Origin of the sequence: Brevibacillus sp. (assembly GCF_003521185.1) — a bacterium.
Lineage (GTDB): Bacteria > Bacillota > Bacilli > Brevibacillales > Brevibacillaceae > Brevibacillus > Brevibacillus parabrevis.
Genome location: NZ_DOTK01000033.1, coordinates 17,212 through 32,903, shown reverse-complemented (window position 1 = coordinate 32,903; position 15,692 = coordinate 17,212). Strand labels below are relative to the sequence as shown.

Here is a 15,692-nt window from a genome sequence, read left to right as displayed (position 1 = left end):
GGCGTGCAATGAATCTTGCGTTAATCCCCCTGACGATAATGCTTTTGTTGAATGACACGACACATCTTCCCAGTAATCTCATGTCCACGCAAAAACCCATGATCAATAGCGGTCAGCCGACTACGCAAAAATGCAAGATCATAGTCGATGAGTATGATGCCATTTTGATGTGGAACGACGTAAAGTATCTCCGCAATTACGAATCTGATACAAAAGGTTTGGAACGCGGCAAGAAAATAGGCGAAGTCTCTTTTAAGGTAAATGGAAACGTTTGTTTGGGCTATCGCATAAAAAATGGGGACGCAACCTGGGCCGAAATTGGAACGCCGATTTATCAAGTCAAAGGATATTTGGAGAAATTCCGGGTGTTCGTTGGGAATGTACTCTATGAAGCAAATGAAAATCCGGATGCGAAAAAAATAGAGGATTTTTTCGATATCTCAGGAAAAGTGAAGAAAGTCACCTTGGAATATACTGATAAAAACGATAAGGTGTATTCAGTTGATTTATCAGATGAGGATACTTTCCAATTTGCCGCCGAATTTTTATCACTGGACCATGTCCCATTCAAAAAAATTTACAAGAGTCTGCCACCCAGGTCCCAAGAATATATGGTAATCATCTATCTCCATGATGGCTCCAGTTCTCGCACTTTGTACTGGTCCAAAGAAAATGCGTTCATACATGGTTACGGAAATGACAAGATCAAAAAAATCATTGTGGACTATGTGGATCAATTAACGAAAAAAGCACAAAGTCATAAATGAACAGATCAGATATTGCGCTCCGTTAAAGAACGGTGAGTTGCAAGCAGCACTCTGGACATCCTCTCTCTGCGTTGTTCTTTCGGAACTATCATCTGGTTGTAGAGCACAGAGAAATTTTGCAAATGAATCTGTAGGCTATGCAAACCGCTGTACAAAATAGTCTATAGATGACGCGCGCAAAGCCCTCTGGAATGTATCCGGAGGGCTTTTTACAGTCCAGTTATCGCGCTTCTACATAACCTGGTAGTGCAAATAACGATGACTGATGAAGGCATGAAAATGATCAGTGAACGAATCAGCATTCAGGAAGGCATTATAGGCATACGGGGAGACCTTGCAGTAGACAAATTCGCGGCCATCGTGAAACTGGATGTAGAGGTGATTGGCTTCCAGATCGTAGCGGGCTGCTTTGATCAAGTCAGAATCCAGCTGCTTGTACTTGGGCTCTTCTTCGGTCTTTGTTTGTCGGGAAAACATTTGGCGAAAAAATGATTTCACTGCGGTGCAAACTCCTTTTGCTTTTGCTTCTCTTGCTTCACATGCTTCTCATGTTGCATCTATGGCTTCTATTCCTTAGAGGCTTTTATTTTACTCAAAAACTTGTATTCGGCATATAGAAATAGCACACCGATAATAAAATGAGCCAAGAGAACCGTGTTAAGAGCGATGTTTGGAAGGGTAGCAAGCATGTTAATTCCTCCAGTTTGAGAGAATGAAGTCACAAAATGAACGTTGATCTGCAAGCAGTGCTCAGGACATCTTCCCTCCGCCCTGTTCTTTGGACCTATCATCTGGTTGTAGAGCAAGGAGGAATTTTCTGAATAAATCTGTCGACCTATGAAAAGTGTTGTCGAAAATAGTCTATATTACCTATTTTATTTTTGTCAATAATTACATAGAATCAAAAATATTTTGTTTGGATTTGCCTTTTTTAAGTACCTTGTATTGCGATGTATATTGTGCTACTCTCTATTCATGCTCGCGAAGGAGTTGTTACTGTGAACAAGGAGTTGTTAAAAGGGAGCATCGATCTGTTGCTGCTCTCGCTGATTGCCCAGAAGGATCAGTATGGCTACGAGTTGGCCAAAAAAATCCGGGAGAAAAGTGACGAGATGTACGAGATTGGCGAAGGGACGCTTTATCCGGCCTTGAAGCGGCTGGAGACGCAAAAAGCGGTGGAGTCGTACTGGGGAGAATCCAAGGAAGGCGGCCGCCGCAAGTATTACCGGATCACCGGGGAAGGGCAGAAGCTGCTTGCTGCCAAAATGAAAGATTGGCAGAGTCTGACGAGACTGGTTGCACTCTGCAACGAGGGAAGTGAGTAAAAACGTGAAACTGGAAGAATACGTCGACCAGGTCGTTCGGGATTTGCCGTGCTCGCGCAAAGAAAAGCAAGATATGAAAGACGAGCTGTTGGACCATCTGACGAGCATGCAGCAGGAGCTGATCGAAGAGGCGGGACATACGGAGCGGGACGCTGCTTCCTTGACGATCCAGCGCTTCGGGCCTGTGGACATCCTGAAAAGGCAGCTTGCGATGTCTATGCCGCTCATCGACAAGTACGTGAGGAAGTGGGTTCTTGGCTTGTTTGGACTGTATGTGGCGGTGAGCTGCTATTTGCTGCTGCTCTCCCCGGACAGATGGCACCGCAGGGCGTTTACACTGGACTGGAAAGCGCGGATGCTGCAATACGGTGCGGCTGAATATACGCATATTTTTCAGAACACGCTGCCAATGCGGACGCTTTTTGATTATGTGCTCCACTTTGAACATTACAGCGTGTATACGATCGCTTACAATCTGCTGGGGAACATCGCGCTGTTTGTGCCGCTCGGATTGCTGTTGCCGCTGTTGTTTTTATCGTTCCAAAGCATTCATCGCGTGTTTTTTACCGCTTTGTTTGCCAGCTTGGGCGTCGAGTTTTTGCAGTTTTTGCTTGCTTTGGGCAGCTTTGATGTGGACGATCTGCTGCTGAATGTGCTTGGCGGGCTGTGCGGCTACGGATTGTTTCGCGCAGGCGCGGCTTTTGTGTACAAACAACGGGGCAAAGCTGGGACGGACAAGCCGTTTTCCACATTTTCCTGATGAAAAAGCAGGTGCGTCAGCGCAGGAAATAGCAGGAGGAAAGGTCGTTCTTTTTCTCCACGCTTCCTGCGGCCATAAACATCGTAATACGATGTATGTAGTCATTCGATAATGGAGGGAACCATGAAAAGACATATTCCGCGACTAATCGTTCTCGCCTTGCTGCTGCAAATGGCAAGCGGGTGTGAGAGTACCGCGCAAGTTCAGCAAACATTCGAGCAGACAGGCGCTGCAACAGCGGGGCAAGCCGGAGGACAAAAACAGCTTGCCAAGCAGCCGGAGCAAGCGCTGCCGTTTTCTTTTGAGGTGAAGCCGGAGACGTTTGAGCTTTTTGTCGAAAGCGGCGGTAGCCGGGAGCGGGCGTCAGAGCCTTTGCCAGCGCGCCGGGTCGAGAATTTGCACAAGAGTGAACAGGAAGTGAGCTGGAACTACCCGGACGACAAGCTGCAAGTCAAGATCGCGAAAGAGGCAGACCATCTGCAAATTTCCTTGACTTCGACGGGAGCGGAGAGCTTTTCCTGGCCGCAAGTAAAGGCTCAGAGCTATATGCTGCCGCTCGGGGAAGGCAAATGGATTCCGGCGGCAGACAAAGCCTGGCAGTCGTTTTTGCGGGAGGAGAGCCTGGCGTTTAGCGAGTCGTTTTCCATGCGCTTTTTCGCCTTGAACCAGGAAAAGTTCGCCATCTTTTACATGGTGGACAACATGTTCAACAACACGCTCGATTTTGCCGCCGACCCGGCTATCTCGATGCAGTTCACGCATGAGTTTCCTTCGATAAATCCTGACAAGTCGTACAGCTTTCGCCTGTACGTGACCGAAAATGACCCGGTGCAGATTGCCGGACTGTACAAGCAAATCATCCAAAATCAGGGCGAGTTCACGACTCTCGCACAAAAGGCGGCCGCCAATCCGAACGTGGAAAAGCTGTACGGAGCACCGCATTTCTACATATGGAACAAAACGTTTTTGGCGGAGGACGACGTCAAGTGGGCGATGCTCGCTAAAAAGCTGGGCAAAGACTTCACGAACTGGCTCGTCAAGCTTTTGGCCGACAACAAGGAGGACGGGCAGGAGAGCATTGCGCAACTGAAAGAGATCATGAAGCAAGATTACGTCGCTGCCTATCAAAGGAAGGCGATTTTGAACGGCTTCAACTACGCGCTGCGCTCCCGCGACTTTTACAATCCGCAGCTGTTTGCAGGTATCGCGGACAGCAAGGCAAAAGCGCTGATCGCAAAAGGCGTGGAGCAACTCGATGAAGTCGAGTTGTACGAACTGAACAAGCGATTGCTGAAAAGCGTCTTGCAGGATGCCGTTCCCGCTGTGGAGCAATGGGGGGATACCGATTCCCTCAAGCTGTTGCAAAAAATGCAACAGGCAGGCATTGCGCGCGCCTGGATCGGTCTGCCAGACTGGACGGCTGCCTACATGAAGCCTGCGTTCATCGGGCAAGCGAACGATGCCGGCTATTTGATCGCGACCTACGATTCCTACCATTCGATTCATAAAGAAGAGAATCCGGATTGGAACACAGCGATTTTCGCGGACAAAAGCTTGTATGAGAAGGCGACGATTGCGAAGAAAAACGGGGAGAAAAAAGGCGGGTTTTTGCAGCGGGGCAGATTGTTGAATCCGACTTTGTCGTTGCCCAGCGTGAAGCAGAGAATGAGTGAGATCATGGGGACTGGCGTGCGGTTTAACTCGTGGTTTATCGACGTGGACGCCGCCGGGGAGTTCCACGACGATTATTCCAAGGAGCATACGACTACACAGCAGCAGGATATGCAGGCGAAGCTTGCGCGGATGAACTACATCCGCGACGAATGGGACATGGTGATCGGATCGGAGACGGGCAATGACTTTGCCAGCGGCAGCATCGCTTACGCCCACGGGATTGAGACTCCGGTCATTCGCTGGTCAGACCCGGATATGCGCCAAAACAAGACCAGTCCGTACTATGTAGGCGGCTACTGGTCGCCAGCGGGCGAAATTCCCGAGCGCTATGCCAAACAGGTTCCGCTCAAGGACGAATACCGGCATGTCTACCTTGATCCTGCGTACTCGCTGCCTTTGTTCAAACTCGTGTACAACGAGTCGGTCATTACCAGCCATCATTGGGAATGGGGCAGCTTGAAAATCAAAGGCGAGGTCGGCACACGCATGCTTGGCGAGCTTTTGTACAACGTGCCGCCGCTCTACCATCTGGACAACCGCGTCTGGGAGTCCAACAAAGAGACGATCATGCGGCATTTGCAAGTCTGGACGCCGTTCCATCAAAAAGCCGTGCAACGCCCGATGACTGATTTTGCCGTATTGACCAAGGACAGGTTGGTGCAAAAGGCCGTCTACGGACAAGACTTGCAAGTCATCGTCAACTATTCCAGCAAGGATTTTACGTATGAGAACAAGCTGGTCAAGGCGAAATCTGCGCTGATCATCGATGGTTCCATTACCCGGACTTTTCAGGCGGGAGTGGAATAGGAAGACGAGATGAAAGCAGGCGAAAAGGCTGTCCGTCCGTGTACGGCGGCCTTTTTCGCGCTGGACGGCACAGGCTGTCGTCTGTCTTCAGGACAGCGGCCCGAATTTTTTCTTTTTCAAATCCGCCAGAAGACGGTCCGTGAAGCCTTTTGCCAGGCGGGAAAAATGCCGTTCCGAGGATCGGACCCAGCTTAGGTGAACGGGTTGCTGCTCGGGAATGTCGAGATCGAGAGTGCGCATGTCCAGCGTTTGCAAATGCGGGTCGTGCATGAAGGAATAGTCCAGTCCGATCGTGACGGCGAGATTTTCCCGCACGGCATTGCGGATGGCATCCGTGTTGTTTGTCGTGAACAAAATATCGACAGGGCCGTATTTGGCGGCAAAGTCTGCGACAAACCATTTGACGTAGTCGTCGTTGTAGAGCACGAAAGCATGCCGCCGCAGCTCTTCGGGGCTGACAGACTCCTGGAAGGCGAGCGGCGAGCTTTTGCTGATGCCTACGACCATTTTGCCTTCCAGCACAGGCTCGAAGCTCAGCCTTTGCCCGGCGCTTTTTTTCAGCAAACCTTCGTACATAATAATCAGGCCGATATCGAGCTTGTCCTGCCCGATGTCCTCCAAAATTTCCTGCGAACCTTTTTCGGCGATCTCGATGCGGATTTGCGGGTAGTCCTTTTTAAAGCTGGACACGGCGTTCACCAACAAGTCCATCGGGCCGGGAATGGTCGCCAATCTCAGTTCGCCGCTGAGCGTATTGGCACTGCTTTGCGCTTCCTCCTGAATTTCCTCGATCTTGCTCAGCACCTCGAAAGCTTTTTTGATAATGACTCGACCTTCGGATGTAGGAACAGCTCCGAGACGGGAACGAGTGAACAGGGCGATGCCCAGCTCCGCTTCCAGACTGGAGAGGGATTGGCTGATGGCGGACAGCGTGACGTGCTTGTTTTGCGCGGCTTTGGTCAAAGAGCCTGCCTTGGCGATTTCCACGATGTATTCAAGCTGTTCCAGGTGCATGGGATTCCTCCATCCTTTAGCTATACTTAATCTGCACTAAGTATGTTTGCATATGATTGAATATAAAGCAGGTCTATAATAGAAGCAAGGCAAGCCAATATGGTGCTTTTCCTCGCTTCTGACGAGTCTGCCCACGTAACCGGGGCGGGATTCGTCAGCGATGGCGGAGGAACAGCGCGTTCATCTCCTGTGCGTTAGCATCCATTTGAAAACGGAGGGAAACAATCATGAAACTGGCAAATAAAGTGGCAATCGTGACAGGCGGAGCAAGCGGGATCGGGGAAACGACGGTGCGTCTTTTCGCGCAGGAAGGGGCAAAGGTCGTCATTGCCGACTTTTCCCCGCGTGGCGACGAGCTGGCGAAAGAGTTGAATGAAGCTGGCTTCGAAGCGTTGTTTGTGAAGACAGATGTGACGAAAGAAGCGGAAGTGAAGCACATGGTGGACGCTACCGTGGAGCGGTTCGGCCAGGTAGACATTTTGTTCGCCAACGCCGGGATCGCCAAGGACGCTCCTGCGCATCTGCTCAGCACCGACGATTGGCAAAGAACGATCGACATCAATCTGACGGGTGTGTTTCTGTGCGATAAATACGTCATCGAGCAAATGCTGGCGCAAGGAACGGGCGGAGCGATTGTCAACTGCGGCTCGATTCACAGCCATGCCGGAAAAGCGGGAGTTACTGCCTACTCTTCGGCAAAAGGCGGCGTGAAGCTGCTCAGCCAGACGTTGGGCATTACGTATGCGAAACAAGGCATCCGCGTGAATGCCGTGTGCCCAGGCTATATCGATACGCCGCTCATTGCCGGACGCAATGAAGCAATGAACGAGCATCTCGTTTCCTTGCATCCGATGGGACGGCTCGGCAAGCCGGAGGAAGTCGCGAAGGCAGTCTTGTTCCTCGCCAGTGACGATGCATCTTTTGTGACAGGGACAAGCCTTTTGGTAGACGGCGGATACACCGCGCAATAAAAGCAGAGCGAATAAAAGGGGAAAATTCGAGTCTTCCGTGTGGCAGTTGTCATGCGGGAGACTTTTTTTGTGGAACCTATCAACCATCGTCCAATCAGGCGAGTTTTGCCGAACATACTGTATAAGTAGTCCAAAAGCACAAGGGCAGGAGGGAGAGGAGTGCCGACATATGTGGGAAATGTACAGATTACCAACAATTCGGGTACTGTCAATTTTGGCGATACGGCGAACAACTCTCCTAAAAGCGTCAGCAAATCCTTTTCCGGTTCAGGCGGCGGAAACAGCGGGAATGTTGTGAATGTCATCAACAAGCAAAGCGAGACGAATACATGGGGCGTGGGGGAGAGTCGGGGGAGTTTGCGGCTCAAGAGACGGAATAGACGGACGAGACAGGCGGGACGGGTTAGACCGACAAGACGGGCCAGGCGGGCGAAACGGCGGAAACGGAGCTAACGTTTTTGCAGGTTGCCTGCGGCTTTAAACCGGACAAGCTGCAAAACGTCAGTCTGGTGACGGAAGTTTGCAAAACTGTCGCTTCTGACGCATGCGTGGATGTTGATCTTTAAGCAATACATGGTAAAATGAAGCAAACTTGTCGCCAACATATTCAGATCCTTTGAAAGAGGGTCATTTTTTTTGAGAATCTAGGAATTTGTCAGTGCGAAAGTTACTCCTTTTGTTTTTGCTTTGACGGCAAACAAAATTTGGTAAAATTATCGGCGTCGTGCACGGTGCATGAGCGCAAGCAGGTGATAGGATGAGAAGCAAATTGATGGAAGCCTTGACCCCACAAGAATGGGAAGAATTGCTACAGGAAAAGGACGGGGAATTGAAAGTGGTCTTGCGAGAGCTTGCTGACGTAAAGTATGCACTAGATCAGTCGACGATCCTGGCGATCACAGACCATCGCGGGATTATTCTCCGGGCAAACGAGCAATTTTGCCGGATATCCAAATACAGTCGCAGTGAGCTGATCGGGCAAGATCATCGCCTGCTCAACTCCGGGCACCATCCCAAGTCATTTTTCAAGCAAATGTGGAAGTGCATTGGCTCGGGGCAAGTGTGGCGGGGAGAAATATGCAATCGGGCGAAAGACGGCAGTCTGTATTGGGTTGATACTACCATTGTGCCTTTTGTGGATACAAAGGGGAAAATCTATCAATACGTTTCCATTCGCAACGACATCACGGCGCGCAAACATATGGAAGAGGAAGTCAGAAAAAGCGAGGAATTGTACCGACTCATCGCTGAAAATACATCCGACATCATCAGTATCGTCAATGCCGAAGGAGATTTTTTGTACTTGTCTCCGGCTCACAAGGCCGTTTTTGACCACGATGTTCCGGACGAGCGTTTTCACAATCTGTTCGAGTGGATTGTCGAGGATGACCGGGATATTATGGCTTTTGCGATTCAACATACGTATTCCACGCGAAAAGAGTACACGGTGGAATGCCGCATTCAGACGAGCAGAAAAGAAACGATCTGGACCGAAAGCAAGATCAATCCGATTGTGGACGAGCTGGGCAATGTGAGCAAGCTGCTGTTTGTCACTCGAGATATTACAGACCGCAAACAGTCGGAGGAACTGATTCATCATCTGGCCTATCACGATGCCTTGACCGATCTCCCGAACAGGCGCATGTACACCCAGCACCTGAGCAGGGAAATTATGCAAGCCAAACGTTTTCAGTCCAATCTGGCCGTCTTGTTCCTCGATCTGGACCGCTTCAAGGACGTCAACGATTCATTCGGTCACGATGTAGGGGATTTGTTGCTGGTGGAAGCAGCCAATCGCCTGAAGGCGTGTCTGCGGCCCACCGATGTGGTCGCGAGGCTGGGCGGAGATGAATTTACCGTATTGCTCAGCCAATTGGCGGATCGCGAAGAAGCGGCCGCGCTGGCCAATCAGATCATGGAAGCTTTGCAACGACCGTTTATCCTTCAAGACCACTCGTTCAACGTGTCGTGCAGCATCGGCATTGCGCTGTACCCGCAGGATGGAGATAACGCCGACGATTTGCTCAAACGGGCGGACACCGCACTGTACACCGTCAAATCGCGCGGGAAAAACGGATACGACTTTTTCGATCCGACGATGGAAGCCAAGTCGCTGGAGCGCATCCTGATGGAAAACGAGCTGCGCAAAGCGATCGAGCAAGAGCAGTTCCAAATTTACTACCAACCGAAAATAGACATCGCGACAGATACGCTGACGGGGATGGAAGCGCTCGTGCGCTGGGTTCATCCGGAGCTTGGGGTCATACCGCCGAATCGGTTTATCCCGATTGCCGAAGAGACGGGGATGATTATTGCTCTCGGGGAATGGATTTTGCGGCAAGCATGTCGCCAAAACAAAATTTGGCACGATCAAGGCTACTTGCTGAAAGTGTCGGTGAATTTGTCGGCGAGGCAAATTTATCAAAAAGACCTTGTCGAGATGATCAAGCAGATTTTAGCGGAGACAGAGCTGGCTGCGGAGTGGCTGGAGCTGGAAATTACAGAAAGCATCTTTGTGAAGATGGAGGAAGCTACGGCCGTTTTGCAGCAAATTCGCGATATCGGCATCCACATTTCCATCGATGACTTCGGGACAGGCTACAGCTCGTTTAGCTATATTAAAAGCTTGCCGGTGGACACGATCAAAATCGATGCCTCGTTCATCCGCGATATTCACCATAACCAGGAAAGCCAAGCGATCGTAAAAGCCATCGTGACCATAGCGCAAAGCTTGAACATGAACGTAATTGCCGAAGGCATCGAACTGAACGACCAGGCGGCCGCCCTGCAGCAAAACGGCTGTGATCACGGCCAAGGCTACTTGTTCAGCCGACCGTTGGCAACCGATGATTTCGAGCGTTATTTGCGCAAAGATCAAGTGTCGTGATGGTAGTTTGAAGAATACGAGATGAAGCAAAATCAAGGGAAGTCCGACGATTTAACGAATCGGGCTTCTCTTTTTTCTTTTTTGCCAAACGGCTGTTCAACCTGCTTCGGGAGTGCTTTATGCAAGGGAGTAATGGTGATAAGTAAAGTAAGAATGTTCATATTGAGTCTCAAAAATGGTAATATTTTACTTGTAAAAGAGGAAGAGTGATTCTCGGGTTAGGTAAGTTTTTTCTAAAGACTTTTACTTTAAGAAATAGGAGAGATTGAATGAACAGAGTAAATATCGCTTCCAAAAGCTTGCTTGTTATTGCTTGCCTTGTTTTGGGTGTAACAGGTTGTGCTTCTAATAACACAATTGCCGATAATCAAGGCGTGGAAAAAAAGGAGTTTACTGCTAGTGCCAATGTCAACACGACTGCACAAGAAAGCACGAAAGATATATTGACACAAGCAAACGCTGAGGTGCTTGTTTCTCTCCTGGAAGACTACGCTCCTTCTGAGTTGGATGACAGTGTATTAGCCTCAAAAGAACCAGTTTATATTTGGGACTGGTTTAGGAAACTGCAAGTCTGGACAGACGATTTGACTCGTCTAGCAAATGGAAAGCCGAAAGCAGAAGGCGCTGTAAAAGATGTTATTTCTTCAAGACTAAATAAATATTTTACACCAGAAGCATCTGAAAAAATATTTGACTCCTTCTTTAGAGCGGCTACTGATGGTTCGTATGAGACCTTTGAAAGAGAGCGCTTTGAAAAAGGCCTGGAAGCGATTGACGAAAATTTAAAAGTGGACATTCAGAAAAACGATCAGGACATAAACGTTACATTTACCGGAATTGAGTATGATTATTTCAACCCAGGTGCTAAGCAAAAGTATGATGTCAATGTACAATTTAAACTGGTAAAAGACGGAACCAAGTATTTGATTGACGATATTAAACATGATTAAGTTTTTAGTAAACGGACAGGATTCTCTTGCTGTAATGAGCGTGACAGTATTCGCAGACGACAAAAAACGGAAATAGCTGACGTCAGGTGGATACCGACGTCAGCTTGTCGTTTGGCGTTTTCATTGTCTGTAAAATGAAAGATTTACCTTTCTTGCTCGCCCTGTCTTACACCCGCTGCTCGCGGTAAATGCCTTGCTCGTAAATGTACGCGAGGCACGCATCTGGCAGCAGGAAGCTCGGGTCGCCGCCTTTGCGGATTTCATCGCGGATGTAAGTCGAGCTGATGCCCATGTTGATGCCTTTGCTCATGATCAGAAAATGCTCGTCGTGGTTGCGCAGAAGCGCGTCTTCGGCAATCAGGTCGGCGGTCGGGTACCCTTCCCGCGACATGACGATGAACTGAAACTGCGAGACCAGCTTTTCGGCATTGCCCCAGTTCGACAGTCCTACCAGCAGGTCCGAGCCCATGATGAAAAACAGCTCGTCGTTCGGATATTTCTTTTGCAGATGGACCATCGTGTCGTACGTGTATGTTTCGCCAGGCAGGGCATCCATCTCCACCGTGGAAATTTCAAACAGCGGCTGCCCGAATTGGTTCGTCTTATGCTCGCAGGTGGCCAGCGCCAACTTCAACATGTGCAGGCGATGGACATCCTCCGTCTGCATTTTTTTGTCATGGCGTTTGGAGGAGCAAGGGACAAAAATGACTTTGTCCAGACGTCTTCTGTGCGCGACAGTAGCTGCCGTAAACAGATGGCTGTAAGTAATCGGATCAAAGCTGCTTCCGTATATGCCGATTCGCATGATCGTAACCTCCCGTGTGCATCTGGGTGTCCATGCCTGCCAGATGTTATTTTTTCACAACGGCCATGCCCAGTTGATGTTGAAAATGTCCCAAAGCCCACTCGTGTCCTACCGGATTGAAGCTGGCGACGGCGTCCTCGTGAATGACGACGCGAAAACCGTGGTAGAAACCTTCGATTGCCGTGTGCAAGACACAAATGTCGGTGCAGACGCCAACCAGATGAATTTCGCTAATGCCCCGCGCCCGCAGCTGCAAGGCCAGATCAGTGCCCTGGAAGGCGCTGTAGCGCGTTTTGTCCATCCAGTAGATGGTGTCCTCAAATTCCTCGTAGATGCCTTGGATGCTCCCGTACAAGTTCCTGCCGGACGTGCCGATGATGTTGTGCGGCGGATACAGCCCGGTTTCCGGATGGTACGGGTCCTGCTCCTTGTGAGCGTCCACCGCCATCACGACAAAATCACCTTCTGCGAGAAAATCGCGGATCAATTCGCCGATGCGTCCTTCAATAGCTTGCCCTGGTTCTTTGCAGGTCAGGGCACCGTCTAGCGCGACAAAGTCGTTGGTATAGTCGATCACAATCAAGGATTTCATGGCAAAAACCTCCTGAAGTGAATGTGGGTAAGCCTGTCAGTAAATCATGGCAGTCGGGATGAAGTCGGAAAAGCGGTACAGCTTGGCGGGAGAGTTGGAATACTCGGTCGAGTAAACAGGCTGGCCCGAATCATCTACTGCTGCTTCCAGAATGCCTTGCCTTCTCGTAGTGGCGAGCAGGCGGCGTTCAAAATTGCCCCGATCGTTCACTTTGAAGCTGGGCACGACTGTTTCGATGACCTGCAACAGCTCGCTCAGCGTAAACCGCTCAGGCAGGAACGCTTTGGCGATGTTCGTTTGCAGCATTTTTTCCCGCACGCGCTGCAAAGCGTCCGTCAAAATCTCGCGGTGATCGAATGCCAGGTTGAGAGCGAAAGCTTCTTCGATGGGAAATAATTGCGCATCGGAAGCGTCGTCGGCAGCCTGCGCATGTTTGAGCAAATCTTCGTGAACGAGGGAAACGTACGCGACGCTCGGAATCCAGCCGCGCGGGTCGCGACCTGGCTTGTAGTATGTTTTCAACTGCTCAATGTGGACGTCGCGGTCGATGTTCGTCTCTTCCTTCAACTCGCGGTAGGCGCATTCATCCAGCGTCTCGCTTTCCTTGGAAAAGCCGCCGGGCAAAGCCCACTGCTCCCCGTAGGTGTCGCTTTTGCGCTTGATCAAAAGAACAGCCAGCTGCTTGTGCGGCAACGATTTGGTTTTGGTTGCACGCGGAACGGACAGGATGGTAAAGAGACAAATATCGGTCGGAAGCCCGTCTGGCGAGCGATGCTTCTTGGTGCGAAAAAAGAGGCGTTTGGCTGACAGGCGATGCATGCTCACGATCGCATCCTTTCTGTAATGTGCTGGTCGATCCTGTTATGTTTATATTATAATGCCTTTTTAACAATGTCAATATGACAATATAATATTTTTCCAATAACTGACGCTGGAACGAACGAACGCAAAAAACGCCTGAGCTGCTCATGCTCAGGCGCTTCGTTTATGAAAAAGGCGAGACGGTTTCCAACGGGGCGGTAATCGGTTTGAGTCGCTGTTGAAGCGACGGAGCGGACTGGCACGGCTGGCTGGACTGAACAGCTTCTTCCCAGAAAAATAGCTGGCTGTTCAGAGGCGAGAGGTTTTTTGGCTGCACGCGCACATACGTGCCGTCTGGCATGAGCACGTTGGCCTTGGCGTCATCCTGCAACATCGTAGCCAGGACGTGCATGATCCGCTCCTTCAGATCACGCTGCACCACGGGAAACAAAATCTCGACGCGGGCGATCATATTGCGAGTCATCCAGTCCGCGCTGGACAAGTACACTTTTGGATCGCCGCCATTGCAAAAGGCGTAAATGCGACTATGCTCCAAATATCTGCCGACGATGCTCGTGACCCGGATGTTTTCGCTGACGCCGGGAATGCCTGGACGCAGGCAGCAAATGCCGCGGACGATCAGATTGATTTTCACCCCGGCGCACGAGGCGCGGTACAGCGCTTCGATGATTTCCTTGTCGGTCAAAGCATTCATCTTGGCGGTGATGTAAGCAGGCTTGTCCGCCAGGCAATTTTGAATTTCGCCTTCGATCAGATCGAGGAACGCTTCGCGCAATCCGACGGGAGCAGTGGCGATTTCCTCCCATTTTGGCGGGTGGGAATAGCCGGACAGATGGTTGAAAAAGTGGGTGGCATCTGCCCCGACCTGTTCACGCGAAGTAAACATGCCCATGTCTGTGTACACGCCTGCGGTTTTGTCGTTGTAATTGCCCGTGCCAAGGTGCACATATCGGCGCAGGCCATCGCCCTCGGAGCGGACGACCAGCGTGATTTTGCTGTGAGTCTTTAGCCCTGCCAATCCGTAGATGACGTGGCATCCGGCGTTCTCCAGTTTTTTGGCCCAGACGATGTTGTTTTCCTCGTCGAAACGCGCTTTCAGCTCCAGCAGGACAGTGACTTGCTTGCCGTTGTCCGCAGCTTGGAGGAGAGCATTGACGATCGGGGAATCGCCGCTGACCCGGTACAGCGTCTGCTTGATTGCGAGCACCTTGGGGTCGTTCGCTGCCTGTTGGACGAACCGGATGACCGGCTCAAAAGATTCGTAAGGATGGTGCAGCAGCACGTCCCTTTTTTGGATGACCGCAAATAAATCCTCGTCCTGCTTCGCCAAATCAAGCGGCTGCTGCGGATCGAGCGGTTCAAAGCGCAAATGGTCGTAGCCTGCCAGCGCATGGAAGCGGAAGAAAAACGCAGGATCGAGCGGACCATCGAGGCAGTACACTTCTTTGTCAGTGAGATCGAGCCAGTCTTGCAGAGTGGCTTGCAAGTATGCGCTCATGGACGAAGAGACGGCCAGGCAGGAAGGCTCGCCCATCTTGCGTTTTTTCAGCGTTTGCTCGATCGCTTCCAGCAAGTCATCGGCTTCGTCCTCGTCAAAAGTCAAGTCGGCGTTGCGTGTAATGCGAAACGGACTGACCTCGACGATGTTGTAACCGTGGAACAGGCTGTCCATATGCTCCGCGATGACGTCTTCCAACAAGATAAAATGATCCTCGCCATCGAGGGAAGGCAGCTCCAGAAAACGCGGCAAGACAGACGGCACCTGCACAACAGCAAACAGCGGGCCTTCGCTTTCTTCCTCCGTGTCTTCCAGCAAGACAGCCAGATTCAAACTTTTGTTCAACAGCATGGGAAACGGATGGCTGGCGTCTACGGCCATCGGAGTCAGCACCGGATACAGGTGATGATGGAAAAAGGCGCGCACGAATACGGCTTGCTCTTCGCTCAGCTGATTTGCCTGCAAAAAGCGGATTCCCGCCTTGTTCAGCTCCGGCGTAATCTGGTGCTTGAGGATCGAGTACATCCGTTCCATCACCAGATGAGTGCGATCCCACACAGCGAACAGCTGCTCGTTTGCCGTCATCCCGGATTTGTTGTCCGGCTTGGTGAAGCCGGCTTTGACCTGGTCCTTTAGACCTGCCACCCTGACCATGAAAAATTCGTCAAAATTGCTGCTGGCAATCGCGATGAACTTGAGCCGCTCCAAAAGCGGATTGTCTGGATTGGAAGCTTCAAAAAGCACGCGCTCGTTGAAAGCGATCCAGCTTAATTCCCGGTTGATATAATAATCTGGAATACTAAAATCCTTCATCATGAAC

The 15,692-nt window shown here is 50.6% G+C and carries 14 protein-coding genes; 8 read left to right on the top strand and 6 right to left on the bottom strand.

Going from position 1 to position 15,692, the window contains the following annotated elements:
* The first annotated feature begins 8 nt into the window (after positions 1–8).
* Entirely contained in the window at positions 9–767 is a 759-nt protein-coding gene (locus tag DEP07_RS08005) for a hypothetical protein (RefSeq protein WP_287102350.1), read from the top strand.
* Positions 768–998: 231 nt separating this feature from the next.
* Here the strand turns inward: DEP07_RS08005 and DEP07_RS08000 are convergent, their stop codons facing one another.
* A complete protein-coding gene (locus DEP07_RS08000; RefSeq protein WP_063229664.1) occupies positions 999–1,265 on the bottom strand; it encodes a KTSC domain-containing protein in 267 nt (88 codons plus the stop codon).
* A gap of 500 nt (positions 1,266–1,765) precedes the next feature.
* Here DEP07_RS08000 and DEP07_RS07995 point away from each other — a divergent pair, with 500 nt between their 5' ends.
* The 3 genes from DEP07_RS07995 (at position 1,766) to DEP07_RS07985 (ending at position 5,333) form a co-directional block, all read left to right on the top strand.
* Positions 1,766–2,092 carry a PadR family transcriptional regulator gene (locus DEP07_RS07995; RefSeq protein ID WP_173598124.1) on the top strand — a complete coding sequence of 109 codons (327 nt, stop codon included), beginning with the start codon at positions 1,766–1,768 and terminating at the stop codon, positions 2,090–2,092.
* Positions 2,093–2,096: 4 nt separating this feature from the next.
* Positions 2,097–2,852 carry a VanZ family protein gene (locus DEP07_RS07990; RefSeq protein WP_217021841.1) on the top strand — a complete coding sequence of 252 codons (756 nt, stop codon included), beginning with the start codon at positions 2,097–2,099 and terminating at the stop codon, positions 2,850–2,852.
* 123 nt (positions 2,853–2,975) lie between these two features.
* Positions 2,976–5,333, top strand: coding sequence for a glycoside hydrolase (locus DEP07_RS07985; protein WP_287102349.1), 2,358 nt, complete (start codon positions 2,976–2,978; stop codon positions 5,331–5,333).
* An 87-nt stretch (positions 5,334–5,420) separates the two neighbouring features.
* Here DEP07_RS07985 and DEP07_RS07980 read toward each other — a convergent pair whose 3' ends face one another.
* Positions 5,421–6,347, bottom strand: a complete 927-nt coding sequence (locus DEP07_RS07980; protein WP_173598123.1) for a LysR family transcriptional regulator — start codon at positions 6,345–6,347, stop codon at positions 5,421–5,423.
* 227 nt (positions 6,348–6,574) lie between these two features.
* Between DEP07_RS07980 and DEP07_RS07975 the strand changes: the two genes are divergently transcribed.
* The 4 genes from DEP07_RS07975 to DEP07_RS07960 all read left to right on the top strand — a co-directional run bounded on the left by DEP07_RS07975 (position 6,575) and on the right by DEP07_RS07960 (position 11,155).
* Positions 6,575–7,318, top strand: a complete 744-nt coding sequence (locus DEP07_RS07975; RefSeq protein ID WP_122962705.1) for an SDR family NAD(P)-dependent oxidoreductase — start codon at positions 6,575–6,577, stop codon at positions 7,316–7,318.
* Between the two features lie 159 nt (positions 7,319–7,477).
* Positions 7,478–7,771, top strand: a complete 294-nt coding sequence (locus DEP07_RS07970) for a spore germination protein (RefSeq protein ID WP_173598122.1) — start codon at positions 7,478–7,480, stop codon at positions 7,769–7,771.
* Positions 7,772–8,090: 319 nt separating this feature from the next.
* Entirely contained in the window at positions 8,091–10,205 is a 2,115-nt protein-coding gene (locus tag DEP07_RS07965; RefSeq protein WP_371736969.1) for an EAL domain-containing protein, read from the top strand.
* 269 nt (positions 10,206–10,474) lie between these two features.
* Positions 10,475–11,155 carry a hypothetical protein gene (locus DEP07_RS07960; RefSeq protein ID WP_217021843.1) on the top strand — a complete coding sequence of 227 codons (681 nt, stop codon included), beginning with the start codon at positions 10,475–10,477 and terminating at the stop codon, positions 11,153–11,155.
* A 166-nt stretch (positions 11,156–11,321) separates the two neighbouring features.
* Here DEP07_RS07960 and nadD read toward each other — a convergent pair whose 3' ends face one another.
* From nadD to DEP07_RS07940, 4 genes are all read right to left on the bottom strand, one after another.
* Positions 11,322–11,960, bottom strand: coding sequence for a nicotinate-nucleotide adenylyltransferase (nadD, locus tag DEP07_RS07955; protein ID WP_063229672.1), 639 nt, complete (start codon positions 11,958–11,960; stop codon positions 11,322–11,324).
* A 46-nt stretch (positions 11,961–12,006) separates the two neighbouring features.
* Entirely contained in the window at positions 12,007–12,552 is a 546-nt protein-coding gene (locus DEP07_RS07950) for a cysteine hydrolase family protein (RefSeq protein WP_287102348.1), read from the bottom strand.
* 36 nt (positions 12,553–12,588) lie between these two features.
* The gene (locus DEP07_RS07945; protein ID WP_122962710.1) at positions 12,589–13,371 is read right to left on the bottom strand and encodes an NUDIX hydrolase; all 783 of its coding nucleotides are present in this window, start codon (positions 13,369–13,371) and stop codon (positions 12,589–12,591) included.
* Between the two features lie 166 nt (positions 13,372–13,537).
* Positions 13,538–15,688 carry an RNA degradosome polyphosphate kinase gene (locus DEP07_RS07940; RefSeq protein ID WP_274874938.1) on the bottom strand — a complete coding sequence of 717 codons (2,151 nt, stop codon included), beginning with the start codon at positions 15,686–15,688 and terminating at the stop codon, positions 13,538–13,540.
* Positions 15,689–15,692: the final 4 nt, after the last annotated feature.

Bases quoted from the DNA above. Each gene is read 5' to 3' on its own strand.
- DEP07_RS07980 (WP_173598123.1), bottom strand. From the start codon at position 6,347: ATGCACCTGGAACAGCTTGAATACATCGTGGAAATCGCCAAGGCAGGC.
- DEP07_RS07950 (WP_287102348.1), bottom strand. From the start codon at position 12,552: ATGAAATCCTTGATTGTGATCGACTATACCAACGACTTTGTCGCGCTA.
- DEP07_RS08005 (WP_287102350.1), top strand. From the start codon at position 9: ATGAATCTTGCGTTAATCCCCCTGACGATAATGCTTTTGTTGAATGAC.
- DEP07_RS07945 (WP_122962710.1), bottom strand. From the start codon at position 13,371: ATGCATCGCCTGTCAGCCAAACGCCTCTTTTTTCGCACCAAGAAGCAT.
- DEP07_RS07960 (WP_217021843.1), top strand. From the start codon at position 10,475: ATGAACAGAGTAAATATCGCTTCCAAAAGCTTGCTTGTTATTGCTTGC.
- DEP07_RS07975 (WP_122962705.1), top strand. From the start codon at position 6,575: ATGAAACTGGCAAATAAAGTGGCAATCGTGACAGGCGGAGCAAGCGGG.
- DEP07_RS07985 (WP_287102349.1), top strand. From the start codon at position 2,976: ATGAAAAGACATATTCCGCGACTAATCGTTCTCGCCTTGCTGCTGCAA.
- DEP07_RS07965 (WP_371736969.1), top strand. From the start codon at position 8,091: ATGGAAGCCTTGACCCCACAAGAATGGGAAGAATTGCTACAGGAAAAG.
- DEP07_RS07940 (WP_274874938.1), bottom strand. From the start codon at position 15,688: ATGATGAAGGATTTTAGTATTCCAGATTATTATATCAACCGGGAATTA.
- nadD (WP_063229672.1), bottom strand. From the start codon at position 11,960: ATGCGAATCGGCATATACGGAAGCAGCTTTGATCCGATTACTTACAGC.